The organism is Streptomyces sp. NPDC093586 (assembly GCF_044764905.1).
In the GTDB taxonomy this organism is placed as follows: domain Bacteria; phylum Actinomycetota; class Actinomycetes; order Streptomycetales; family Streptomycetaceae; genus Streptomyces.
In genome coordinates, this window is record NZ_JBIWJA010000058.1 from 1 (window position 1) to 24,361 (window position 24,361).

The following is a 24,361-nucleotide window of genomic DNA, read 5'->3' on the forward strand; positions in this document are numbered from 1 at the left end:
GCCCTTCAGGCGTGCCGCGACGGCCGCGGCCTCCTTCTTCTCCTGCTGCTTGACCTCGGTGAACGAGACGTCGTTCGCGATCATGTCGAAGACCTCGGCGGCGGGCTGCTCCTTGAGGACGACCGTCGTCTTGACCTTCTCGGCCGGATTGTCGACCACCGGCACCGTGGTGAAGGTCAGGTTCTTGGTGTTGAGCTTGCCCAGCTCAAGACCGAGGTCCTTCAGCTTGCCGATGCTGTCCAGCTTGGCGTCGACGGTCAGCGCCTTGGTGCCCGCCTCCGCCAGCTTCACCATCTTCGTCGGACTGGTGAGCGTGTCGTTCGACTTGAGCTTGCGCATCAGCGAGCCGAGGAACTGCTGCTGGATCTGAATGCGGCTCAGGTCGCCGCCGAAACCCACCGAGTGCCGGGTGCGCACGAAGGCCAGCGCCTGTTCGCCCTCGATCGTGTGTTTGCCCGCCGGCAGGTTCAGGTGCGAGTCGGGGTCGTTGATGTCCTTCGCCAGGCACACCTCGACCCCGCCGACCGCGCTGGTCAGCGTCTTGACCGCGTTGAAGTCGGCGACCATGAAGTTGTCGGGCGTGATCCCGGTCAGCTCGGTGACGGTCCGCATGGTGCAGCTGGGCGTACGGCCGTCCTGGCCGAGGCTCATGTTGAAGCGGGCGCCGGTGGAGCCGGGGATGACCTTCGTCGTCCCGTCCTTCTGCGTGGTCGGGCAGTCGGGGATGTCGACGATCAGGTCGCGGGGGATGCTCAGCGCGGTCGCGTTGGAGCGGTCCTTGGACACGTGCAGCAGGATGTTGGTGTCGGCGTGCCCGACGCTGCCGGCGTCGCCGTAGCCCTCGTTGCCCGCACCGGTGCGCTTGTCGGTCCCGATCAGCAGGATGTTGATGGCCTTGTCCTTCTGGAAGCCACCGGTGCCCGCGCCGTCGTCGGGGAGGGACTGGATGTTGCCGTTGAGGTGCTCCAGGTAGAGGTACCCGGCCGCCGCGGCGCCGAGGACGACGAACGCCATGGTGCCGCCGGTCCACAGCAGGATCCGCTTGCCCGCCGGCCTCTTCTTCGCCGGCCGCCGCCGCCCGCGCCGCCCGGGCGGCGTCTCCTCGGGTGCCGCACGCCGCCTGCGCGGGCCCGGGACCACGGGGCCCGGTGCGGTGGCGGGCGCCTGTGCGGTGCGGGTGAGTGCCGTGCCGGAGGGGCCCGGACCGACGGAGCCGGCACCGGGGGGCTCCGGGGCCGCCGACTGCGGTGCGGAAGGGGCCAGTCGCAGTTCGTATTCGCCGGTGTCCGGGTTGAGTACCCACTGGTCTGCGGGGTCGAAGCCCTCCGCCCGCCCACGGCCTTGCGCGTCCACGGTTGTCCGATCCTCCGTCGGGGCCACGCGGCGCCTTCCCCTCCAGGCGCCCGGTCTCGGTCACTCAGTGCGCGACCCCAGGACGGAACCTCGTGGCCGGGCACACCGGATCGCTCACACTAACCGCCCGATTCGGCGTACGGCGACGTCGGTGCCGTATTCGACGATCCTTACAACCGGCCAATCCGACCCTTTTCCTGGACAAGTGTCCGCCCCGCGACGCATGTCTTGGCCCTGCCTTGCGCCGTCTTGGAACGCGCTTTACTCGCAGACGTGCTCGGCCGCTGTGTTGCCGCTGAACGTCGGCTCCGGGGAATCGCCGCCCCCGGGTCCGCGCGCGGCCGCGGAACCGGATTCGTCTCCGCCCCCTGTTCCCCGCCCGGCCGGCGCCGCGACGGCCACCGGTTCGTCCGTCCGCAGACGCGTGAACAGCTTCTCGGCGTCGGGCTGCACGAGTTGGTCGCGATTGACGTCGCGCGCGTACGACTTCCTGGGAACGGTCAGGAATCGCACCCGCTCGGCGGGGATGCCCCGCAGGCCGCGCGCGAGGTCGTACACGCCCCGCAGACTCGCCAGCCCCGGATCGGTCGTCAGGGACGACGTCGCCGCGTCCAGTACGGGATAGAGCTTCACCGGATTCAGCAGGACGTGATTGCTCTGCACCTTGTCGACGAGCGCCCCGAGGAAACGCTGCTGCCGGTCCATCCGGTCGGTGTCGCTGCCGTCACCGAGCGATTTGCGGGCCCGGACGTACCCGAGGGCCTGTTCCCCGTCGAGGGTCACCCGGCCGGCGGGCAGTCTCAGCCGGGCGTCCTCGTCGTCGACCGGCTTGCGCAGGCACACCTCGACACCGTCGAGGGCGTCCACCATCCTCTTGAAACCCTGGAAGTCGACGACCACGTGGTGGTCGATCCGAATGCCGGTCAGCTTCTCCACCGTGCGGATGGTGCACGCCGAACCGCCCGCCTCGAAGGCGTAGTTGAACTGCGTGAACACCGGCTCGGTGCGGGAGCCGTCCCGACGGCGGCAGCCGGGTACGTCCACCATCAGGTCGCGGGGGACCGAGACGGCGGTGGCACTGTTCCGGCCCGCCGCGAGGTGCAGCAGGATCGTGGTGTCCGACCGCGCGGTCCCGGTGTCCCGCCCATAACGCCCGTTGTCGTCGCCGGAGCGCGAGTCCGACCCGATCACCAGCACGTTCCGCGCGCCGCGGACCAGCGAGGCGGGCCGCTCCTTCTCGTACCGGGCGAGTTCGGCCGCCGCGGCCTCGTCGGCGGTGATGTTCCCGCTCAGCTTGGCGTACACCACCCAGCCGACGCCCGCGGCCGTGACGCCGAGCACGGCGACCGCGACGCCCGCGTACCGCAGGCGGCGCCGCCGACGGCGCCGCAGCCCGTCCCCGGCCGCGGACGCCCCCGACCCCGGGGCCCCGGCTCCGCCGGGGGACGCGCCTGCGCTGTCGCCCACGTCTGCCTCCGCCCCTCGTGCCGTACGAGCGTGCCCGCGCTTCCTCGATCATGACCCGAGTCCCCACCCCTTCCGGGGCCTGACTGAGCCGAACGGGCCAACCCGCGAACCCTCACCACCGCAGCCGCGAGCGTCCGCGCCACGCCGTACGCCGACGTAACCGTGCGCGGCCGTCCCAGGCCGCCGTGGCTGCGGGCAGTCGTGCCTTCCCCAGTGCCTGAACGGCCGGGGAGGCACCCCCCGGGGGGCACGGGTGGGCGCTGGGGGCGCCCCCTCTGAGGGTGGCACCCCGTCAGCGCCGGGTCGCGTCACCCGCCCGTGTCACGCCTCAGGCGGCACCCCGTCGGCGCCGGGCCGCGTCACCCGCCCGTGTCACGCCTCAAGCGGCACCCCGTCGGCGCCGGGCCGCGTCACCCGCCCTGCGGTGGCACCCCGTCAGCGCCGGGCCGCGCCATGCCCGCCCCAACGCTCCGCACCTCCACAACCGCTCACGTTCACCGCGCCGTGGCCGACACCCGCTCCGTCTCGATCCGCTGATCCACCACACCGTCCCCCGCCCGCTCCAGATGCCGGCACAGCACCACCGACCCCCCCGACGCCAACGGCCCGTACAACCCCGCGTTCAACCCCTCCCACGTGTCGTACGGCAGCCCCGACAGAATCCGCGCTCCCGGCCCCGTGAGCCCCAGCCCCGACGCCTCCGCCCGGGCCCGCTCCACGATCTCCGCCCCGCTGAACTCCCGCCCGGCCACGATCAGCGCCGGAGCCTCCGGGTCCACCGGCACGTACGGCACGAACCGGTCCCCCTGCCCCGGCACCTCCACCGCGTAATCGGCGAAGCCCTCCGGCGGGGCCGGCGCGAACCGCCCGCCGAGCGGTCGCAGCGCCAGCGCGATCCGCGGTCCCGAGCACGCCCGCGCCGCCTCCAGCGTCTCCGGCTCCGGCCCGCTCACCACCACGTCCGCCGCCGCCGGGTCACCGGCCACGTCGGCGACGACACCCACCGACGCGCACGCCAGCAGCCACACCGCCGTCTGCCAGTGCGCGGGCAGCAGCAGCGCGACCCGGTCACCGGGTTCGACGGACAGTTCGTCCTGGAGCAGATTGGCGGTCTTGGCCACCCAATTGGCGAAAGTGGCCACGGACAGTTCGACGCGTTCGCCGGTGGCGTCGTCGTAGAAGGTCACCAGGGGGCGTCCCGGGTCCGCGGCGAGCGCGGAACTCAGCAGGTCGGCAGGGGTGCGGTCGGTCGCGTTCACCCGCGCAAGCGTACGCGGGCCCGAAGGCGCGGCCCGGTCGGACGGGGCTCGTCGCCACCACCGGATCGGGCGAAAAAACCCTACGACCCGTCACATCCCGTATGGACAGATTTGTCCGATCATGTCCAGGATCAGGGGCATGCATGGATTCCTCACTTCCTCAATAAGCGTCACCTGCGCGGCCGCGCTGGCCCTTCCGCTCACCGCCGCGCCCGCGACGGCGACCACCGGAAGAGCGGCACCGGCATCGGCACCGGCATCGGCACCGGCCGGGGCGTACGTCCCCGGCAGCACCCAGTCGCTGCCGCTCACACCCCTCGCGGGCGACCGCGCCTCCACCGCCCCCGGAACCGCCCAACAGGGCGTTCCCCGCCGGGACACGCGGCGCTTCTCCCTGGTCGGCGTCGTCTGGGACGACCCGGCCACCGCACTGCACGGCCGCGTCCAGGTCCGCACCCGCGCCACCGCCACCGGCACCTGGTCCGACTGGCAGGACCTCGAGACGCACAACGCCGACCACGGCGCCGACCCGGACACCGCCGAGAGCGCGTCGGGCGGCGTACGCGGCGCCACCGCACCGCTGTGGGTGGGCGAGTCGGACGGCGTGGAGGTGCGGGTGCGCGCGGCGGACGGGGACGGGGACGGGGACGGCACCACCGACGCCGCCCCCGCCACGGCCCCGCTCCCCACCGGCCTGCGCCTCGAACTCGTCGACCCCGGCGAGGGCGCCCCGCCGCGACCCCCCACGGACGCGACGGCCCCCGAGGAGGGCCCCCGCACCACCGCCCTGACCACCGAACCTGCCGACCCCGTCGAACCTGCCGAGGCCGCCGAACCTGCCGAGGCCGCCGAACCTGTGGAGGCCGCCGAGGCCCTCGGGTCCGCCGAGTCCGCCGAGACCTACGCGTCCGCCGAGGGCCTCGACGCCTCCGCCGCCAACGCCGGCCTCGCCCCCCTCGGCGCCACCGAGATCCCGGCACTGAGCCGGGCCCAGACCGAGAGCGAGCTCCTCGCCCTCGGCACCCTGACGGAGCAGCAGAAGGCCAAGCCGTACATCGGCCCGCGTCCGAGCATCACCACGCGCCGCGGCTGGGGCGCGGACGAGAAGCTGCGCGAGAAGAAGTTCGTGTACACGAAGAAGGTCAAGGCGGCCTTCGTGCACCACTCGGCCACCGGCAACAACTACAGCTGTTCGCAGGCCCCGTCAGTCATTCGCAGTATCTACCGCTACCACGTCAAGAGCATGGGCTGGCGGGACATCGGCTACAACTTCGTCGTCGACAAGTGCGGAAAGATCTACGAGGGCCGGGCCGGGGGAGTGGCGAAGCCGGTACTGGGTGCCCACACCATGGGGTTCAACTCCAACAGCATGGGAATCGCGGTCCTCGGCACCTACGACTCGAAGAAGCCGTCGTCCGCCGCGGTCAAGGCCATCGCCCGGCTCACCGCGTGGAAGCTCGGTCTCCACGGCATGAATCCGCGCGGCAAGACATACCTGAAGTCCGGTGGTGGCAACCTCTACCGCAAGGGAAAGAACGTACGACTGAACGTCATCTCGGGTCATCGCGACGGCTTCGCCACGAGCTGCCCCGGCAAGCAGCTCTACGGCAAGCTCGGCACGGCCCGCTCCTCGGCGGCGAAGTACCAGGGCCGCTGAGGAGGCACCCCGCACGGCCATCGACGGCGCCATGGAACGGTCTGCATACACTGGCCGGCCGAAAGACAGTTCGGCCGGTCCCGGCAGGAAGCAGAGACGACAGGTGACAGAAGCGATCCTCCTGGTCGGCGGTAAGGGCACGCGGCTGCGCCCGCTCACGGTGCACACCCCCAAGCCCATGGTCAGGGCGGCCGGGGTGCCGTTCCTCACCCATCAGCTGGCGCGGGCGAAGGCGGCGGGCGTCGAGCACATCGTGCTCGCGACGAGCTATCTGGCGGAGGTGTTCGAGCCGTACTTCGGAGACGGCTCGTCCCTGGGCCTCCACCTGGAGTACGTCACGGAGGAGGAACCGCTCGGCACCGGCGGCGCGATCCGCAACGTGGCGTCGCGGCTGCACTCCGGTCCCGACGAGCCGGTGCTCGTCTTCAACGGCGACATCCTGACGGGCCTGGACATCGGCGCGCTGGTGCGCACCCACGAGTCGACGGGCGCGGACGTCTCCCTGCACCTGACGAAGGTGACGGACCCGAGGGCGTACGGGCTGGTCCCCACGGACGACACGGGCCGGGTCCTGGCGTTCCTGGAGAAGCCGCAGACGCCGGAGGAGATCGTCACCGACCAGATCAACGCGGGGGCGTACGTCTTCCGCCGCTCGGTCATCGACACCATTCCGGCGGGCCGCCCGGTCTCGGTCGAACGGGAGACCTTCCCGGAACTCCTCGCCACCGGGGCGCACCTGCAGGGCATGGTCGACTCCACGTACTGGCTCGACCTGGGCACACCGGCGGCCTTCGTGCGCGGCTCGGCGGACCTCGTCCTCGGCCGCGCCCCGTCCCCGGCGATACCGGGCCGCTGCGGCGACCGCCTGATCCTGCCCACGGCCACCGTCGCGCCCGACGCCAAGCTGACCGGCGGCACGGTGGTGGGGGAGGGCGCCTTCGTCGCGGAGGGGGCGCGCGTCTTCGGCAGCACGATCCTCCCCGGCGCGGTCATCGAACCGGGCGCCGTCATCACCGACTCCCTCATCGGCACCCGGGCCCGCGTCGGCACCCGCTCGGTCCTCACGGACACGGTCATCGGCGACGACGCGGTCATCGGCGCCGACAACGAACTCCGCTCCGGCGTCCGGGTCTGGTGCAACGCCCACATACCCCCGGCCTCGGTCCGCTTCTCCTCGGACGCGTCGTAACCACGACCAGCCGTACCTCCCCGGCCGCCCGAGTGCCGCGGCGGGCGACGTTCGCCCGGTGAGGAGCGGCGTCCGGTGCGGCGAGTGGGGGCACCCCCTCCGGGGGAGCGTGCCGGGCGCCGCGACGGGGCGAACGCCGCCTGTTGCGGCACTAGAAGGCTGATGAAGATCTTGTTGAGGGGCTGTCCGGTTCGTGGGCCGGGCGGCCCCTTGGCCTAGGTGGTGGCGGGGCTGACCGTCCAGGTGTTGCCTGTGCGGGTGAGTCCGAGGTTGATCAGTCGGCGGAGGTTGAGGGCGGCTCACGCGGCGGGGCCAGAACCCCAAGATCTTCATGAGCCTTCTATAGGCCGTGTCTCCCAACTTTTGGGCACGGAGACATCGAGGGCTCCGTCGGGCTCGTAGACTTGTGACGTGGCATTCATGAGCACCCCGCACTGCTGCTTCCTGTGATCGGAAGACGCTGAGGGCGATGCCGGACGGCGTCGCCCTCCTTGGTGTGCCTGCTGCGTGAATCACATCCAGATGCTGCCCGTTCCTTCCTGAGGCAGTGACGCTCTGAGCGCGCAGGCACGATCCCTTCCCTTCACCCCTTGCCAGGAGTGCCTCGTGCCCGTGTCGCTTCCCCCTGCCCTCGATCTGTCCCTCCACCTGCTTCGCTGCCCGACGTGCCGAACGCGCCGCCTGCACCCTGAGTGCGGTGCGCTGCGTTGCCCGGTGGGCCATACCTTCGATATCGCCCGTCACGGCTATGCCAGCCTGCTGACGGGCACCCGTGCCACCAGCGGCGATGACGCAGTCATGGTCGAGGCCCGGGGCCGGTTCCTGTCCACCGGCACCTACGCGCCCATCCGCGAAGTCGGGGCCCGCCTGGCGGCCGACGCCGTGTCTGAGCAGGGCACGGTGGTGGACGTGGGGTGCGGCACCGGCTACTACCTGGCCGGCGTACTCGACCAGTTGCCCGACGCCCGTGGTCTGGGGCTGGACACATCCGTGCGCGCACTGCGCTTGGCAGCCCGTGCCCACGACCGAGCCGCAGCGGTGGCCTGGGACGTCTTCCGTCCCTTCCCCCTGGTCGACGGGGCGGCCGATGTCGTACTGGACGTGTTCGCCCCCCGCAACCCGGCCGAGTTCCACCGCGTACTGCGCCCGACCGGCCGGCTGATCGTGGTCCGACCCACCGGGCGGCACTTGGCCGAGCTGCGTGGGCAGGTGCCTGCGATGGTCACGATCGACCCGGCCAAGGAACAGCGCCTGCACCGGGCGCTCAACCCGTTCTTCGAGGCCGTCGTCACCGAACAGGTGGAGTACTCAGCGTCCTTGACCAGGCTGGACGCCCTGGATCTGGTGGCGATGACGCCGAGTGCACGCCACGTGAGTCGTGCAGACCTGAATGACGGCGGCGTCCTGCCCGACCAGGTCACCGTCTCCGTGCTGGCCACCGCCTACCAGCCTCGGTGACCGCGAGCGGGCGCATGCGTCTGCTGACCGACGGACAATGGGCACGCCTGGCGCCCTGCCTTCCCCGCAGCACGGGGAAGGCAGGGCGCCCGTTCGCCGACCACCGCCGCATCATCGAAGGGATCATCTACCGATACCGCACGGGCATTCCCTGGAGAGATCTGCCCCGCGAAGCATTCGGTCCCTGGCAGATGGTGTGGAGGCGCCATCGCAGGTGGGCGGCCGACGGCACCTGGGACACGGTTCTGGTCCGACTGACCGCCCAGGCGGACTCGATCAATGGGATCGATTGGACGGTCTCGGTCGACTCGACGATCAACCGGGCCCACCAGCACGCCACGAACACGGCTCGGCCGGAGACGGACATCAGCGCCGCCACCCGCCGCAGCAAGAGCGGAACTCCTGCCACCGGGCGCGAACCAGCCGGCCACGCCATAGGCCGATCCCGTGGCGGCCTGACCACCAAGATCCATCACGCCGTGGACGGCCACGGCCGCCCGTTGGCCGTCGTAGTCACCCCTGGCCAAGTCCACGACGCACAGGTTCTCCCTCTCTTGCTGGGCGACATCCGAGTCCCGCGACTTGGCCCTGGCAGGCCGCGCACCACACCGGAGGCACTGCTCGCAGACAAGGCGTACTCCTCCAAGCAGGTCCGCGCAGACCTCGCGGTCCGTGGCATCCGCACGGTGATTCCCGAGCGTGCCGATCAGCAGGCCAACCGCAAGAGGAAAGGCCGCAGCGGTGGACGGCCCCGGACTCTGGACACCGAGACCTACAAGCGCAGGAACCTCGTAGAACGATCATTCAGCCTGCTCAAGCAGTGGCGGGGCCTGGCCACCCGTTACGACAAACTCGCGATCGTCTACCGCTCCGCAGCCGTGCTGGCGGCAATCATCGCCTGGTTACGGAGTTGAGAGACACGACCTAGCTGCGGGCAGTCGTGCCTCCCCCCCCCAGAGGGGGTACCTCCAGGGGCGGCACGGGTGGGCGCAGCGGCACCCGTGGCGCCGGGCCGCACAACCCACCCCGCGCCCACACCAACCCCGGGCACCGGAGAACGCGCCCCGCACACCACCCCGTCAGAGCCTCTCGATCCCCCGCGGAGCCATCCGCGGCGCCCGCCTCCCCGGCCCCCGCCCACTCAGCAGCACCAGCCGGACCGCCCGATGCCGCTGCCCGGCGTACGGCTCCAGCAGGCGCAGCATCACCGCATCGTCCGCATCCCGGTCCCCGCCCAGCGCGAACCCCACGATCCCCGGCAGATGAAGGTCCCCCACCGTCACCGCGTCCGGCGCCCCATGGCTGCGCTGCACGGTCTCCGCCGAGGTCCACGGCCCGATCCCGGGCACGGCCTCCAGCCGCACCCGCGCCGCCGCCGGCTCCATCCCGGCCGCCTCCTCCATCCGTGCGGCGACCCGTACGGCCCGCAGGATCGTCGAGGCCCGCTTGTCGTCCACACCGGCCCGGTGCCACTCCCAGGACGGGATCAGCGCCCACGTCCGCGGCGCCGGCATCACGTGCATCCGCCCGGCCACGGGCCCCGGCGCCGGTTCGCCGTACTTCCGTACGAGCAGCCGCCACGCCCGGTACGCCTCCAGCGTCGTGACCTTCTGCTCCAGGATCGACGGGATCAGCGACTCCAGCACCAGCCCGGTCCGCGTCAGCCGCAGCCCCGGCCGCCGGTGCGAGGTGTGGGCCAGCAGCCGGTGCCGGGGCACGAACGCGGACGGGTCGTCGTCGGCGCCCAGCAACCGCGGCAGCTGCTCCAGCAGCCACTCCGCGCCCGGTCCCCAGGCCTCGCCCCGCACCTCACCGCCGCGCGCGGAGACCCGCAGCGTGCCCGGCCCGGCGGGCGTGAGGCTGGCCCGCCACACCGATCCGTCCGGCGTCGTCCGGAAGGCCGGGTCGCCCGGCCCGCGCCGCAGCGGTCCGAGGACCAGCCCCGGATCCAGCGGCCCGTCCGGCACCCACACCCGCACCTTCCCGGAAGCGACGGCCTGCCGGGGCACCGGTGCGGGGGCCCCTCCCACGCCGGTGAGGCCGTGGGGGAGCGTGGGCCGGGGAGCGAAACGTCCTGCCACGATGAAGCCCCAGGAACGGGAGACGGAGAGGCCCCTGCGGAACGAGAGGCCCCTACGAGGGTAGAGCGTCGCCGGAGCGCGTCACCGCACCTCGATGAACGCCTCCGCGTCCCGCTCCGCCCGCGGCCGCGGCTCCTCGGCGGGATGGCCGACCGCGACGGCACCCATCGGGTCCCAGTCCGCCGGCAGCCCCAGCACCTCCCGTACGACGTCCCGGCAGAACATCGTCGAGGACACCCACGCCGAGCCCAGCCGCTCCCCGGCGAGCGCGACGAGGAGGTTCTGCACGCCCGCGCCGGTGGCGACCACGAACATCTCCCGCTCGGCCCCGTCGCGCCGCGCGTCCCCGTAGGTGTGCGAGCCGTCCATGACCAGGCAGGGCACGACGAGATACGGCGCGCCCCGCAGCACGTCCCCGCGCCGCACCCGCTTGGCGATGGACTCCTCGCTCCTGCCGTCCCGTCTGAGGTCGGCGATCCAGGCGTCCCGCATCGCGTCCAGCAGCCGGGTACGGGACTCGGCGGACTCCAGCAGCACGAACCGCCACGGCGTCGTGTGGTGCGGCGCCGGCGCCGTGACCGCCGCGGCCACCGCCCGGCGTACGGCACCGGGATCGACCGGCTCGTCCGTGAAGGCCCGTACCGTACGCCGCTGGGTGACCGCCTGCCGTACGGCCTCCGACGTGCCGAGCCGGAACATGTCGTCGCGCGCGCCGCGCACCATGGCCCGCGCCCCCTCGCCGTCGTCCCCGGTCACGACCCGGGGCAGTCCGCTCACGACGGCGACGGGCAGCCCGGCGGCCTTGCCCTTGACCAGGTCGCCCGCGGCGGCGAGCTCGTCGGCGGTGGCGACGACGGTGGCGCCGAGCGGATTGCCGTGCGCGTCCGTGCCGCCGCGCAGGTCGTCGAGGACCCGTACGCCCGCGGCGCCGATCGCCACGTCGGTGAGGCCGGCCCGCCAGGGACGTCCGAACGTGTCGGTGACGATCACGCCGACCTCGACGCCCAGCAGGTCCCGCAGGCCGTCGCGAAGGGCCCGCGCGGACGCGTCCGGGTCCTCGGGCAGCAGCAGCACGGTCCCGGCCGGGGTGTTGGAGGCGTCGACGCCGGCCGCCGCCATGACCAGGCCCTGCCGGTTCTCGACGATGCGCAGCGCCCCGCGCCGGGCCACCACCCGTACGGTCTCGGCGTCGATCGCGGCCTCCCGGTCGGTGGCCCGTACGACGCGGCCCTCCGCCTTGGACACGATCTTGGAGGTGACGAGGAGCACGTCCCCGTCGGCCAGCCCGGGGCCGGCCGCCGCGATCAGCTTGGCCAGGTCGTCGCCCGGCTGCACCTCCGGCAGGCCGGGGAGAGCCCGGACCCGGTAGCCGGGAGCACCGTCGCTCACGCCTGACGCACCTCCTCCGCCAGCGTCAGCGCCTCGTGGGCCATCCGGGCCGCCGCGTCGACGTCGGTCATCATCAGCGGCACGGCGCGGCAGAGGATGCCGGCCGCCTTGACCCGCGTGACGGCGTCCGCGTCGACCGTGTCGACCAGCCAGCCGTCCAGCAGCCCCGAGCCGTAGTGCTCGGCGACCGCCGCGGCCGTGGACTCCACGCCGACCGCGGCGAGGACCTTGTCGGCCATCCCGCGCACGGGCGCGTCCCCGACGATCGGGGAGAGGCCGACCACCGGCACCCCGGCGTCGGCGATCGCCTCCCGGATGCCGGGCACCGCGAGGATCGTGCCGACCGAGACGACCGGGTTGGAGGGCGGGAAGAGGATCACGTCCGCCTCGGCGATGGCCTCCAGGACGCCGGGCGCCGGCTTCGCCTGCTCGGCGCCGACCGGCACGACCGCCTCGGCGGGGACCGAGGCCCGCAGCCGCACCCAGTACTCCTGGAAGTGGACGGCCTTGCGCTCGCCGTCCAGTTCGACGGCCACGTGCGTCTCCACGCGGTCGTCGGTCATCGGCAGGAGGCGAACGCCGGGCTTCCAGCGGTCGCACAGCGCCTCGGTCACCGCGCTGAGCGGATATCCGGCGGTGATCATCTGTGTCCGCACGATGTGCGTGGCGAAGTCCCGGTCGCCCAGACCGAACCACTCCGGCCCGACGCCGTAGGCCGCGAGCTCCTCCTTGAGGTGGAAGGTCTCGTCGGCCCGCCCCCAGCCCTGCTCCTCGTCGATGCCGCCGCCGAGCGTGTACATCACCGTGTCGAGGTCCGGGCAGACCTTCAGCCCGAAGAGGTGGATGTCGTCGCCGGTGTTGCCGATGACCGTGATGTCCGCGTCCGGCGCGGCCCGCTTCAGACCACGCAGGAACCGGGCACCACCGATGCCGCCTGCCAGAACCACAATGCGCATGGAAACAGTGTGTCAGCCGTCGGGCCGACTCGTTGAGGAGTGGTGGCCGGGCGACGGGCGGGACGGTCTCGCAGGCGGAACGCGACACCGCGTCAGCCGGTCGTCACAGCGTCCCGGCTCCGGCTCCGGCACCGGCGTCGTGGGGCGCGGCGGCCGAGCACCGCGCGGAGTGCATGGGCATCTCGGTGAGGCCCGGGTAGTAGACGTGCAGGCTGACCGCCGGCTCCAGCGTGTCGTTGACCACCTCGTGCGCGTACCCCGGCGCGAACACCTTCTGCGTCCCCGCGCCCAGCGCGCGCGTGCCGCGCTCCGTGCGCTCGGTCAGGGCACCGTCCAGGACCGTCCACACGCCGGAGGACGGGCCGTGGTCGTGGCGCCCGCTGCCCTGCCCCGGCAGCCAGGACAGCAGCCAGACCTCGTAGCCGGGGCCGGTGCGCAGCCGGTGGTACCAGCGCGTCGTCGCGTCGTAGCGGACGAGGTGCTCCCACTGGGAGCGGTCCGCGGCGAGGGAGCGGAGCAGTCCGGCGAACTCGGCGACGGTGGCCGGGTGCTCGCGCGGTGCCTGGAGGAGGTGCGGGACTTCGAGGATGTCGCCGGCGATCTGGAGGTCACTGTCGCTGTTCATGGGTGCGGGGGTTCCTCGGCGGAAGAGTGCGGGGGCGCGGGGAGGAGCGATACACGGGAACGCCCTGGTCGGGGCGTGGGAACACACAGCCGGGTCGAGTGGACCCGGGACAGCCGGAGCGTGGTCGGCTCAACAGCTGGAACAGCGGCGACAGCTACAGCGAGCGTGGGCAGCACCGTGGGACCCGGCGGTGCGGGTCGGGGCGAGTGCCAAGTTCGCGAGCATGCCCACAAGGACACCGGCTCACACCAGCACTGTCAACTTGATGCCCGTGATGTGGGACATGTTTCACCTCATCCGGTTCATCTCGTCGGTGAAAGGTTTGCTCGGGCGGGTTCCGGGACACATGCGGCACAAGCCGGGCGCACGACCTCCGTTGCGATCCCGTGATCCGAATGTGATCCGGTTCGCTTCGGCGTGCGTGTCGGAACGGGGTCGAACGCCGGGGCGTCCTCCCCTGTACAGGCTCTGTGCGGGGACGGAGGCTCCTGTGGCCTCGTCGGCACGTCAAGGTTTATGGCGATTTGAACACTTTCTGCACAGCCTTGGTTCTGCAGAGTGAATAAGGGGCCCAATAGCAGATCTCGGCTTGACTCGCCCGGAGCAGCACACTTGTAATTTCACTCGTGTCGTTCAGCCGGAATCGATAACGGCTGGATCACGGGGACGCGAAAGACGGACGAGGGGCGCACATGACCGAGCTGGTGCAGCAACTGCTGGTCGACGACGAGGACGAGGAGCTCGGCTGGCAGGAGCGCGCACTGTGCGCCCAGACCGATCCCGAGTCCTTCTTCCCCGAGAAGGGCGGCTCCACCCGGGAGGCCAAGAAGGTCTGCCTCGCCTGCGAGGTCCGTTCCGAGTGCCTCGAGTACGCCCTCGCCCACGACGAGCGTTTCGGCATCTGGGGCGGCCTGTCCGAGCGGGAACGCCGTCGTCTGAAGAAGGCCGCCGTCTGAAGAGGACCGCCACCTGACGCGGCGTCCGCTCCAGCGTCCGACCCACCGTCCGACGGGCGACGCGTCCCCCACGTGCACCACGGTATGAACGGCCCCTCGCAGGTGGGTTGTCCACAGGCGGCGGGCCGCCGTCATGTCCGCCCGGCTCCCGGTCGCACCTCTCGACGAGGCGCTCCGCGCCGCCCCGTTCGATCTGCCGATAGTGTGGGCGCTCGTCCGAGACGCCCCGCCGTTCCCCACAGGCACGGGTGTCCACCGCAGTCCATCGAACCGGGGCCCGTACCTCGATGTCCGTGCACAGCCACACGGCAGCCCAGCAAGACCCCGCTGCCGCACCTGAGTTCCCGCGCCACGTGGTGACCGCGGTCCTCGTCTCCCACGACGGAGCCCGCTGGCTGCCCGACGCGCTCGCCGGGCTGCTCGGCCAGGAGCGCCCCGTCCAGTACGCCGTGGCCGCCGACACCGGCAGCGCCGACGACTCCGCCCGGCTGGTCACCGAGGCCCTCGGTGACGACCGCGTGCTGCACCTCGCCCGGCGCACCGGCTTCGGTCAGGCCGTCGCGGAGGCCGCGCGCACCGCACCGCTCCTCACCGCCGAGGACCTGTCGTACCTGCGGCGGCCCAGCGGCTGGGATCCCGCCACGCGCGCCTGGCGCGACGACGCCTACGACCTGCCCGAACGTCCGCACGGAGAACCGGTGCAGTGGCTGTGGCTGCTGCACGACGACTGCGCCCCCGAACCCGACGCCCTGGCCCAGCTGCTGCGCGTCGTGGACAACGAGTACGACCTCGGCCGCGAGGACGTCGCCGTCGTCGGTCCCAAACTCCGTGGTTGGTACGACCGCCGGCAACTGCTGGAGGTCGGCGTCTCCATCGCCAACTCCGGCCGCCGCTGGACCGGCCTGGACCGTCGTGAACAGGACCAGGGCCAGCACGACCACGTCCGGTCCGTCCTGTCGGTGTCCACCGCCGGCATGCTGATCCGGCGTGACGTCTTCGAGCGGCTCGGCGGGTTCGACCGCCGGCTGCCCCTGATGCGCGACGACGTCGACCTGTGCTGGCGCGCGCACGCCGCCGGCCTGCGCGTCCTGGTCGCCCCGGAGGCGGTCGTACGCCACGCCGAGGCGGCCTCCCGCGAACGCCGTGCCGTCGACTGCGCGGGCCGCGCCACCGCCTCCCCGCACAAGGTGGACAAGGCCGGCGCCGTCCACACCCTCCTCGTCAACGTCCGCACCGCCGCCCTGCCCTGGGTGCTGCTGCGCCTCGTGGTCGGCACCCTGCTGCGGACCCTCGCCTACCTCGTCGGCAAGGCCCCCGGACAGGCGCTGGACGAGATCCGGGGCCTGCTGGGCGTCCTGCTGCGGCCCGAGCGCATCGTCGCGGGACGGCGCGAACGCGGGCGCCCGCAGGTCGGCAAGGACGAACTGCGCTCCCTGTTCCCGCCCCCCGGCGCGACCATCCGCGTCACCGTCGAACAGATCGCGGGCAGTCTCGCCGGCAGCTCCGACGCCGAAGCGGCCACGGGCGCCGGGCGGCACGGCGGCGCCATCGAGTCCGGCCCGGGCGGCGACGACGCCGACTTCCTCGAGATCGAGCAGTTCGCCCGCCTCAAGCGCATCGCCCGCAAACCCGGCCCGGTGCTCTTCCTGGTGCTGATGCTCGTCTCCCTGACCGCCTGCCGCGCACTCCTCGGCGGCGGCGCACTGGCGGGCGGCGCGCTGCTGCCCGCCCCGGACGGCGCCGGCGAGCTGTGGTCGCGGTACGTGGACACCTGGCACACCGTGGGCACCGGCGGCACCGCCTCCGCACCGCCCTACCTGGCGATCGTCGCCACGCTCGCCTCCGTCCTGCTCGGCTCCACCGGGCTGGCCGTCACCCTGCTGCTGGTCTGCTCGGTGCCGCTGGCCGGTGTCACCGCGTACTTCGCCTCCCGCCCGCTCGTGCCCTCCCGGCTGCTGCGCGCGTGGGCGGCCGTCGCCTACGCCTTCCTGCCCGCCGCCACCGGCGCACTCGCCGGCGGCCGCATCGGCACCGCCGTCCTCGCCGTGCTGCTCCCGCTCGCCGCGCGCGCGGGCGTCGCGGCCGCCGGGCTGACCGGCCGGTCCGGCGCGCGCGGCAGCTGGCGCGCCACCTGGGCGTACGCGCTGCTGCTGACCGTCACCACCGCCTTCACGCCCGTCGTGTGGCCCATCGCGCTGCTGCTCGGCATCGGCGTCCTGGTCCTGCGCCGCGGCGACATCACGGCGTACGGGCCGCGCCTGCTCGCCCAGCTCGGCACCCCCCTGCTGCTGCTCGCGCCCTGGTCGCTGACGCTGTTCCCGTCCGGCTTCCTCGACGAGGCCGGCCTGGAGTACGGCTCCTCGGCCGCCTCCCCGCTCGACCTGCTCGGCGCCAGCCCCGGCGGCCCCGGCACGGTCGGCGGGCTGGTCCTCATCGGCATCGTGGCCGCCGCGCTGGCCGCCCTGCTGCGCTCCGAGCGGCAGCCCGCCATCCGGACGGCCTGGGCCGTCGCGCTGGTCGCCCTCGTCCTCGCGGTCCTGTCGAACCGCTCCGCCTGGGCGGGCCCCGCCACCCTCGTCTACGGCCTCGCCCTGCTGTCCGCCGCCGCCCTGGGCGCCGACGGCGCACGCGCGCGCGTGGCCGAGCAGAGCTTCGGCTGGCGCCAGCCGGTCGCCGCGCTCATCGCCCTCGCCGCGGCCGTCGGCCCGCTGATCGCCGCCGTCGGCTGGATGACCGACGGCGCCGACGGGCCCCTGGAGCGACGCGATCCCGTGCAGGTCCCCGCGTTCGTCGCCGAGGACAGCGTCACCCGCGACCAGGCCCGCACCCTCGTCCTCGACAGCGACTCCGCCGCCCATGTGAGCTACATGCTGGTCCGCGGGGCCGGGGTCCGCCTCGGCGACGGCGAACTGGCCGCCGACGGAGGCGGCAGCGGGCTCGACAAGGTCGTCGCCAACCTCGTGGCCGGCTCCGGCGCCGACCAGGCCGGCCAGCTCGGCGGCTTCGCCGTGCGCTACGTGCTCGTGCACAAGGGGGCGCCCCACGACATCGTCCGCGTCCTGGACGCCACGCCGGGCCTGAGGCGGCTCAGCCAGCAGGACGGCAGCGGGCTGTGGCAGGTCGGCCGGGACGTCGCGCGCGCGACCATCGTGTCCGGCCACGGCACCGCCACTGGCGAGCCGCAGCCGGTCGCCGCCGGGCCCGTGGAGATCCACACGAAGATCCCGTCCGGCACCGAGGGCCGCGTGCTGCGGCTCGCCGACTCCGCCGCCGACGGCTGGACGGCCACCCTCGACGGCAAGCCGCTCACCCGCACCACGGTCGACGGCTGGGCACAGGGCTTCGAACTCCCCGCCTCGGGCGGCAGGCTGGACGTCACCTACGAGGACCCGTTCACCCACACCGCCTGGCTGTGGGCCCAGGGCCTGCTCGCCGTCGTCCTGGTGGTCCTCGCCCTGCCCGGCCGACGCCGTGACGTCGACGACGACCTGCCCGACGAGCCGGTCGTCCCCGCCCAGGCGGTCGCCGGCGAGGGACGCCGGGCACGCCGGCTGCGGGCCCAGGCGGAGGCCGACGCGGAGGCGCAGGCCGGCGACGAGACCGAGGCACAGGCCGGGACGGCGGACCCCGCCGCGCCCCCCGCGCCGCCGCAGGAGCCGCCGGTGACGATCCCGCAGCAGGCGCCGGGCGCATGGGAACAGGCCGGTGACCCGGGAGCCGGGTACGGCACCTACGGCACGTACGGCGGCGAGCAGTACCAGGACGCCCAGCAGTACGACCCGGCCGCCTACGGGCAGCAGCCGTACCCGGCGGACGCCTACCAGGTCGCCCAGGACGGCCCGTACGAGGCGGGCCAGTACACCACGTACGCGTACGGCGACCTGACCCAGGCCGCCACCTACGACCCGGCGTACGGCCAGGGCGGTCACGACGCGCCGTACGACCCTTCCCAGGCCCACCAGCCCCACGGCACGGGCAGTGAGCGTCCCGACGGGAGCCAGCAGTGAACCGCACCACCCTGTCCCTGATCGCCGGCGCCACCGCGCTCGCCGCCGTCACCGGATTCGCGGCACTGTCCACGCCGGACGCCTCCGGCGCGGACCCCGTCGGCGCGGCGGCCGCGCGGCTGCCCGTGGAGCGGACCAGCCTGCTGTGCCCGGCGCCCAGCACCTCCGACCTGGCCGAGACGACGTACACGTCGTTCACGCCCGTCACCAAGGGCACCGACGGCAAGGGCAAGGCCCAGCTCGCCCCCGCCGCGGCGAAGCCGGGCGGAAAGGGCGACGGGAAGGCCGGAAAGCCCGTCGTCCAGCCGAAGGCCCCCGGTACGCCGGTCACCGCGGAGACCACCGGCGCCGACACACCCGCGTTCGTCGGTACGGCGGAGGGGAGTCACGCCCCCGGCTGGACGGTGCAGCAGACCACGGAGGTCGCCGCCGGCACGGGCCGCGGACTGCTGGGCGTCAACTGCACAGCGCCGGACACGCAGTTCTGGTTCCCCGGCGCCGCCACGACGGCCGACCGCACCGACTACGTGCACCTGACGAACCCCGACGACTCGGCGGCCGTCGTCGACATCGAGCTCTACGGCAAGGACGGCGCCGTGAAGTCGACGGTGGCGGACGGCATCACGGTGCCCGCCCACGCCGGCGAGTCGATCCTGCTGTCCACGCTCAGCGACGCGCAGGAGAGCGATCTCACCGTGCACGTCGGCGTGCGCAGCGGCCGGGTCGGCGCCGCGGTGCAGGCTCTCGGCGACAAGACCGGCGGCGACTGGCTGGCCGCGGCCGCGGACCCGGCGGACAGCCTGGTGCTGCCGGGCATCCCCAAGGACGCCACGGCCGTACGCCTGGTGCTGTTCACGCCCGGCGACACCGACGCCGACCTGAAGGTGCAACTCGCCTCACCGACCGGGCTGATCACGCCTGCCGGGCACGAGACCGTGCGCGTCAAGGCGGGCATGACGACGGGCGTCGACCTCGGCGAGGTCACGCGCGGCGAGGCGGGGTCGCTGGTGCTGACGCCGACGGGCCGGTCCGTGCCGGTGGTGGCCGCGCTGCGGGTGGTGCGGGGCAAGGGCGCGGCGCAGGAGACGGCGTTCATCCCGGCCTCCGGCCCGGTCGGGACGCGCGCGACCTCGGCGGACAACCGTGCCAAGGGCACGACCCTGTCCCTGGCCGCGCCGGGGAAGACCGCGCAGGTGAAGGTCACGGCGTCGGCGGGCAGCGAGGGCGGTACGGCGGCGTCCCGGACGTACACGATCAAGGGCGGCACCACCCAGGACGTCCAGCTGCCCGTCCCGGCCGGTCTGAAGGGCACCTACGCGCTGACGGTCGAGCCCGTTTCCGGCGGTCCCGTGTACGCGGCCCGCACGCTGACGCAGCCGGAGGACGACGACGCGGCGGCCTTCACGGTGCAGACCCTCCCGGACGACCGGGGCATGGTGGCGGTCCCGCGGGCGGAGGAGGACCTGTCGGTGCTGCAGAGGTGACGAGCCCCCGGCCGGTCCCGTCCGGCCGGCCCCGGGCCGTCCCTCAGTCCTCCCCGTACCGCGGGTCCACCGTCTCCGGCGTGAGCCCGAGCAGCTCCGCGACCTGCTCGACGACCACCTCGTGCACCAGCGCCGCCCGCTCGTCCCGCCCCTTCGCGCGGATCTCGACGGGCCGCCGGTAGACGACCACCCGCCCCCGCCGGCCGTCCCGCGCGGGCACCGTGCCGCCCAGCGGCACCGCCTCGTCGTTCCAGGCCTGTCCGGCCCCGTCCAGCCGCGGCACGTCGAGGACGTGGAAATCGATGTCGGCGAGCTGCGGCCACCGCCGCTCCAGACGGTCGACGGAGTCCTGCACCAGGTCCGCGAACAGATCGGCGCGACTGGCGGCGAGCGGCACCTGCGGCGGTGCGATCGGGCCGCGCATACCCCGGCCGTGGCGATCACGACGGCGGGGTCCCGGGCGGCCGGCCTCACGGGGGGTCAGGGGGTTGTCCATCACTGGTGAAGGGTAGTCCCCGCCGCCTTTGCGCGCCGGACCCCGCACGACACACCGGGTACCGCCGCGACACCCCGGACCACACACCGCCGGACGGCCTTTCCGGCCAAGACCGGACTCGATTCCGTATCTCTCCGTGACCGTGGATCTCATGGCAAATGTCGCTGTTTGTATCAGCTTATGACCGCCCGCACGCCTGTCCGGCATGCCGAAAAACGGCGTCTATGCAGGTCAGACGGGCACGCTCGGCAACGGGCGTGACCCGTCTCACATCGCGACACGGTGGTGTGACCTGGCGGGGGATCGTCGCGGCCCGCTCAAGAGTGCGGTACCGTCCAACATCGTGAGCCCTGTACGTCGCTGTTCGCGCACCGCCTGCGGCCGTCCCGCCGTCGCGACGCTGACGTACGTCTACGCCGACTCGACCGCGGTCCTCGGCCCGCTCGCCACCTACGCCGAACCCCACTGCTACGACCTGTGCGCCGAGCACTCCGAGCGCCTCACCGCCCCGCGCGGCTGGGAGGTCGTCCGGCTCCTCGACGGTTCGGCCCCGGCCCGCCCCAGCGGCGACGACCTGGAAGCGCTCGCCAACGCGGTGCGTGAGGCCGCCCGCCCCCAGGAGCGCGCGGCGGGAGCCGGCGGCGGGACGCGTCCGGCCGGCCCGATGGAGGTCGCGCGCCGCGGCCACCTGCGCGTCCTGCGCTCGCCGGACAACTGACCCCGCCCTCCTGAGCGCGGCCGGACGGCCCGTGCCGGCCCCGGGCCGGACGCTCCCCTGACCCGTGCCGGTGCGTACGGGTAGTTTGTGGGCTCCGACAGGACTTTCAGGAAGGTTGGCCGTGGCTGCTGATCTGTCGCAGATCGTGAAGGCGTACGACGTACGCGGTGTGGTCCCGGACCAGTGGGACGAGTCGCTGGCCGAGCTGTTCGGCGCGGCCTTCGTCGAGCTGACCGGCGCGGACGCCATCGTGGTCGGCCACGACATGCGGCCCTCGTCCCCGGGCCTGTCCGGCGCCTTCGCGCGCGGGGCGGCGGCCCACGGCGCCGACGTGACCGCGATCGGCCTGTGCTCCACCGACCAGCTGTACTACGCCTCCGGCGCGCTGGACCTGCCGGGCGCCATGTTCACGGCCTCGCACAACCCCGCCCGGTACAACGGCATCAAGCTCTGCCGCGCCGGTGCCGCCCCCGTCGGCCAGGACACGGGCCTCGCGGAGATCCGCGCCCTCGTGGAGCGCTGGAGCACGTCCGGTGCCCCGGAGCCGTCCCCCCGCCCGGGCGCCGTTACCCGGCGCGACACGCTCGCCGACTACGCGGCCCACCTGCGCTCCCTCGTCGACCTCACGGCCATCCGCCCCCTGAAGGTCGTCGTCGACGCGGGCAACGGCATGGGCGGCCACACCGTCCCCTCGGTCTTCGCCGGCCTGCCCCTCGACCTGGTGCCGATGTACTTCGAACTGGACGGCACCTTCCCCAACCACGAGGCCAACCCGCTCGACCCGGCCAACCTCGTCGACCTCCAGAAGCGCGTCCGCGAGGAGGGCGCCGATCTCGGTCTCGCCTTCGACGGCGACGCCGACCGCTGCTTCGTCGTCGACCAGAACGGCGACCCGGTCTCCCCGTCCGCGGTCACCGCCCTCGTGGCCGCCCGCGAACTCGCCCGCAACGGCGGCAAGGGCACCGTCATCCACAACCTGATCACCTCCTGGTCCGTGCCCGAGGTCGTGCGGGAGAACGGCGGCACACCGGCACGCACGCGCGTGGGCCACTCCTTCATCAAGGCCGAGATGGCCAGGACCGGCGCCCTCTTCGGCGGCGAGCACTCCGCGCACTACTACTTCCGTGACTTCTGGAACGCCGACACGGGCATGCTGGCCGCCCTCCACGTCCTCGCCGCCCTCGGCGAGCAGGACGGCCCGCTGACCTCCCTCGTCGCCCAGTACGACCGCTACGCCGGCTCGGGCGAGATCAACTCCACCGTCGCCGACCAAGCGGCCCGCCTCGCCGCGATCCGCGCCGCGTACGAGGGCCGCGACGGCGTCACCCTCGACGAACTCGACGGCCTGACCGTCACCGCGGCCGACTGGTGGTTCAACGTCCGCCCGTCCAACACGGAGCCACTGCTGCGCCTGAACGCGGAGGCACGCGACGAGGCGACGATGACGAAGGTGCGCGACGAGGCACTGGCGATCATCCGGAGCTAGTGCCGCGACAGGCGACGTGCGTCCCGTCGCGGCACCCGGCACGCTCCCCCGGAGGGGGTGCCCCCAGAGCACGCACCGGACGCCGCTCCTCACCGGGCGAACGTCGCCTGCCGCGGTACTAGCCACGACCAGCGGCCGCCCCAGCCGCGGACAGTCGCCGTGCCGCCGCCGTAGCTGCCCCCACCCGTGCCACCCCAGCGGCACGGGTGGGGGCAGCGGCATCCCGTGGCGCCGGGCCACGCGACCTGTCCCGGGCACCGGCGCCGGGTAGCGCACATCCACCGGACCCCGACACCGCCCCACGACCGGCGGTACCCTGACCAGCACATCCACACACGCCCCACCACCCCCGGAAGGAACGCCCATGCCGCTCGAAGCCGGCCTCCTGGAGATCCTCGCCTGCCCGGCCTGCCACGCCCCCCTCAAGGAGCAGGACGCGGAGCTGATCTGCACCGGCCAGGACTGCGGCCTGGCGTACCCGGTCCGCGACGGCATCCCCGTCCTCCTCGTCGACGAGGCCCGCCGCCCCGGCTGACCCGCCGGCCAGGCGCCGCGCCCGCGCAACCGAACGAACGCCCCGGCGATCGGAGACTGCCGCCATGCTCGACGAATCGCTCCTCGACGCCCCGGAGGGCCTCGCCGAGGCCGACCGGCGCGGCCTGCTCCGCGGCGCCGCCGAGGCCGGTGCCCGCGTACGCACCGCCGCCCGGCTCGCCGCCGAGGCCGGCGTCGGAGCCCTCGAACCGGACGGCCGCCCCCGCGCCGTCCTCATCGCCGGCCCCGGAGCCGCCGCCACCCACGCCGCCGACCTCCTCGGCACCCTGGCCGGCGCCGGCAGCCCCGTCACCCGCCTCGCCCCCACCGGCGTGGCGGCCGCCGCGGGCGCCCTGCGCTGGGAACTGCCCGGCTGGGCCGGTTCCGTGGACCTGCTGCTGATCGCCACCCCCGACGGCACCGAACCCGGCCTCTCCCTGCTCGCCGAACAGGCCTACCGCCGCGGCTGCACGGTCGTCGCCGTGGCCCCCGACCGCTCCCCGCTCAGCGAGTCGGTGAACGGCTCCCACGGCCTGTTCATCCCGATGGCGACCACCCCCTACGACCACGACGAGCCCCTCGCCGGGGCCGCCCCCGGCGTCCTGTGGGCGCTGCTCACCCCGCTGCTGGCCCTGCTGGACCGCACCGGCCTGCTGGAAGCGCCGCCCGAGGCCCTGGAGAAGGTCGCCGACCGCCTCGACCAGGTCGCCGAACGCTGCGGGCCCGCCATCGTGACGTACAGCAACCCCGCCAAGACCCTGGCGGCCGAGCTGGCCGACTCCCTGCCCGTCGTCTGGACCGAGGGCACCTCCGCCGGACCGGCGGGCCGCCGCTTCGCCGCCGCGCTCGCCGAACTCTCCGGCGCCCCCGCGGTCGTCGCCGAACTGCCCGAGGCACTCGCGGCGCACGCCGCCCTGCTCGCCGGCCGCCTCGCCGCCGCCGCGGACCCCGACGACTTCTTCCGCGACCGCGTCGACGAGGCACCCGCCCTGCACGCGCGCGTGGTGCTGCTGCGCGACCGCCCCAGCGGCGGCCTCACCGCCGCCCCCGCCGCCCGTGACCTGGCCCTCGGCCACGACACGCCGATCAGCGAGCTCGAGCCGGAGGCGGGCGGCGAACTGGAGACCCTCGCCGAACTGATCGCCATCACGGACTTCGCCGCCGTTTATCTGGCGCTCGCCTCCGGCGCCTGATCCCGTATCCGCAGGACTCGCACCAGAACACGCACCGCGCACACACCGGCAGA

The 24,361-nt window shown here is 73.4% G+C and carries 19 protein-coding genes; 11 read left to right on the top strand and 8 right to left on the bottom strand.

The window, feature by feature from the left end; all coding sequences use genetic code 11:
* The 3 genes from ACIRFH_RS34360 to ACIRFH_RS34370 form a co-directional block, all read right to left on the bottom strand.
* Positions 1-1,353: LCP family protein (locus ACIRFH_RS34360; protein ID WP_403529791.1), on the bottom strand; the 1,353-nt coding region annotated here is incomplete at its 3' end.
* Between the two features lie 261 nt (positions 1,354-1,614).
* On the bottom strand, positions 1,615-2,820 hold the full coding sequence (locus tag ACIRFH_RS34365) for an LCP family protein (protein WP_403529794.1): 1,206 nt from the start codon (positions 2,818-2,820) through the stop codon (positions 1,615-1,617).
* A gap of 494 nt (positions 2,821-3,314) precedes the next feature.
* Positions 3,315-4,079 (bottom strand): TIGR03089 family protein, encoded by a 765-nt coding sequence (locus tag ACIRFH_RS34370; protein WP_403529797.1) that lies wholly within the window; start codon positions 4,077-4,079, stop codon positions 3,315-3,317.
* 139 nt (positions 4,080-4,218) lie between these two features.
* On the opposite strand from ACIRFH_RS34370, the gene ACIRFH_RS34375 reads away from it, so the two are divergent.
* The 4 genes from ACIRFH_RS34375 (at position 4,219) to ACIRFH_RS34390 (ending at position 9,297) form a co-directional block, all read left to right on the top strand.
* Entirely contained in the window at positions 4,219-5,736 is a 1,518-nt protein-coding gene (locus ACIRFH_RS34375) for a peptidoglycan recognition protein (protein WP_403529799.1), read from the top strand.
* 103 nt (positions 5,737-5,839) lie between these two features.
* Positions 5,840-6,925: a sugar phosphate nucleotidyltransferase gene (locus ACIRFH_RS34380; RefSeq protein ID WP_403529802.1), complete on the top strand. Its 1,086-nt coding sequence runs from the start codon at positions 5,840-5,842 to the stop codon at positions 6,923-6,925.
* A gap of 606 nt (positions 6,926-7,531) precedes the next feature.
* Entirely contained in the window at positions 7,532-8,383 is an 852-nt protein-coding gene (locus tag ACIRFH_RS34385) for a methyltransferase domain-containing protein (protein ID WP_403529804.1), read from the top strand.
* A gap of 14 nt (positions 8,384-8,397) precedes the next feature.
* Positions 8,398-9,297, top strand: coding sequence for an IS5 family transposase (locus tag ACIRFH_RS34390; protein ID WP_403529807.1), 900 nt, complete (start codon positions 8,398-8,400; stop codon positions 9,295-9,297).
* Between the two features lie 165 nt (positions 9,298-9,462).
* Here ACIRFH_RS34390 and ACIRFH_RS34395 read toward each other — a convergent pair whose 3' ends face one another.
* From ACIRFH_RS34395 to ACIRFH_RS34410, 4 genes are all read right to left on the bottom strand, one after another.
* Positions 9,463-10,464 carry a DNA-3-methyladenine glycosylase family protein gene (locus ACIRFH_RS34395; RefSeq protein WP_403529810.1) on the bottom strand — a complete coding sequence of 334 codons (1,002 nt, stop codon included), beginning with the start codon at positions 10,462-10,464 and terminating at the stop codon, positions 9,463-9,465.
* Positions 10,465-10,545: 81 nt separating this feature from the next.
* Entirely contained in the window at positions 10,546-11,853 is a 1,308-nt protein-coding gene (locus ACIRFH_RS34400; RefSeq protein ID WP_403529813.1) for a coenzyme F420-0:L-glutamate ligase, read from the bottom strand.
* Positions 11,850-12,809, bottom strand: a complete 960-nt coding sequence (cofD, locus tag ACIRFH_RS34405) for a 2-phospho-L-lactate transferase (protein WP_403529816.1) — start codon at positions 12,807-12,809, stop codon at positions 11,850-11,852. The genes ACIRFH_RS34400 and cofD overlap by 4 nt, the downstream gene beginning before the upstream one ends.
* A gap of 103 nt (positions 12,810-12,912) precedes the next feature.
* Positions 12,913-13,434 carry a cysteine dioxygenase gene (locus ACIRFH_RS34410; protein WP_403529819.1) on the bottom strand — a complete coding sequence of 174 codons (522 nt, stop codon included), beginning with the start codon at positions 13,432-13,434 and terminating at the stop codon, positions 12,913-12,915.
* Positions 13,435-14,126: 692 nt separating this feature from the next.
* Here ACIRFH_RS34410 and ACIRFH_RS34415 point away from each other — a divergent pair.
* From ACIRFH_RS34415 to ACIRFH_RS34425, 3 genes are all read left to right on the top strand, one after another.
* Positions 14,127-14,390 (top strand): WhiB family transcriptional regulator, encoded by a 264-nt coding sequence (locus ACIRFH_RS34415; RefSeq protein ID WP_403529822.1) that lies wholly within the window; start codon positions 14,127-14,129, stop codon positions 14,388-14,390.
* Between the two features lie 287 nt (positions 14,391-14,677).
* Complete coding sequence (locus ACIRFH_RS34420) at positions 14,678-18,397, top strand: glycosyltransferase family 2 protein (RefSeq protein ID WP_403529825.1); 3,720 nt, start codon at positions 14,678-14,680, stop codon at positions 18,395-18,397.
* Positions 18,394-19,881 (top strand): DUF5719 family protein, encoded by a 1,488-nt coding sequence (locus ACIRFH_RS34425; protein WP_403529827.1) that lies wholly within the window; start codon positions 18,394-18,396, stop codon positions 19,879-19,881. Before ACIRFH_RS34420 ends, ACIRFH_RS34425 begins: the two co-directional genes overlap by 4 nt.
* A 43-nt stretch (positions 19,882-19,924) precedes the next feature.
* On the opposite strand, the gene ACIRFH_RS34430 is transcribed toward ACIRFH_RS34425, so the two are convergent.
* Positions 19,925-20,377, bottom strand: a complete 453-nt coding sequence (locus ACIRFH_RS34430; RefSeq protein WP_403529856.1) for a metallopeptidase family protein — start codon at positions 20,375-20,377, stop codon at positions 19,925-19,927.
* 343 nt (positions 20,378-20,720) lie between these two features.
* Between ACIRFH_RS34430 and ACIRFH_RS34435 the strand changes: the two genes are divergently transcribed.
* The 4 genes from ACIRFH_RS34435 to ACIRFH_RS34450 all read left to right on the top strand — a co-directional run bounded on the left by ACIRFH_RS34435 (position 20,721) and on the right by ACIRFH_RS34450 (position 24,308).
* A complete protein-coding gene (locus ACIRFH_RS34435; RefSeq protein WP_403529830.1) occupies positions 20,721-21,095 on the top strand; it encodes a DUF3499 domain-containing protein in 375 nt (124 codons plus the stop codon).
* A 121-nt stretch (positions 21,096-21,216) separates the two neighbouring features.
* The gene (locus ACIRFH_RS34440) at positions 21,217-22,581 is read left to right on the top strand and encodes a phosphomannomutase/phosphoglucomutase (RefSeq protein ID WP_403529833.1); all 1,365 of its coding nucleotides are present in this window, start codon (positions 21,217-21,219) and stop codon (positions 22,579-22,581) included.
* A gap of 364 nt (positions 22,582-22,945) precedes the next feature.
* Positions 22,946-23,116, top strand: a complete 171-nt coding sequence (locus tag ACIRFH_RS34445) for a Trm112 family protein (RefSeq protein WP_216725222.1) — start codon at positions 22,946-22,948, stop codon at positions 23,114-23,116.
* A gap of 64 nt (positions 23,117-23,180) precedes the next feature.
* The gene (locus tag ACIRFH_RS34450; RefSeq protein ID WP_403529836.1) at positions 23,181-24,308 is read left to right on the top strand and encodes an SIS domain-containing protein; all 1,128 of its coding nucleotides are present in this window, start codon (positions 23,181-23,183) and stop codon (positions 24,306-24,308) included.
* Positions 24,309-24,361 lie beyond the last annotated feature (53 nt).

Excerpts from the sequence above, each read along its gene's own strand:
- ACIRFH_RS34375 (WP_403529799.1), top strand. The coding sequence starts at position 4,219 with ATGCATGGATTCCTCACTTCCTCAATAAGCGTCACCTGCGCGGCCGCG.
- ACIRFH_RS34390 (WP_403529807.1), top strand. The coding sequence starts at position 8,398 with ATGCGTCTGCTGACCGACGGACAATGGGCACGCCTGGCGCCCTGCCTT.
- cofD (WP_403529816.1), bottom strand. The coding sequence starts at position 12,809 with ATGCGCATTGTGGTTCTGGCAGGCGGCATCGGTGGTGCCCGGTTCCTG.
- ACIRFH_RS34410 (WP_403529819.1), bottom strand. The coding sequence starts at position 13,434 with ATGAACAGCGACAGTGACCTCCAGATCGCCGGCGACATCCTCGAAGTC.
- ACIRFH_RS34415 (WP_403529822.1), top strand. The coding sequence starts at position 14,127 with ATGACCGAGCTGGTGCAGCAACTGCTGGTCGACGACGAGGACGAGGAG.
- ACIRFH_RS34420 (WP_403529825.1), top strand. The coding sequence starts at position 14,678 with ATGTCCGTGCACAGCCACACGGCAGCCCAGCAAGACCCCGCTGCCGCA.
- ACIRFH_RS34430 (WP_403529856.1), bottom strand. The coding sequence starts at position 20,377 with ATGGACAACCCCCTGACCCCCCGTGAGGCCGGCCGCCCGGGACCCCGC.
- ACIRFH_RS34445 (WP_216725222.1), top strand. The coding sequence starts at position 22,946 with ATGCCGCTCGAAGCCGGCCTCCTGGAGATCCTCGCCTGCCCGGCCTGC.
- ACIRFH_RS34450 (WP_403529836.1), top strand. The coding sequence starts at position 23,181 with ATGCTCGACGAATCGCTCCTCGACGCCCCGGAGGGCCTCGCCGAGGCC.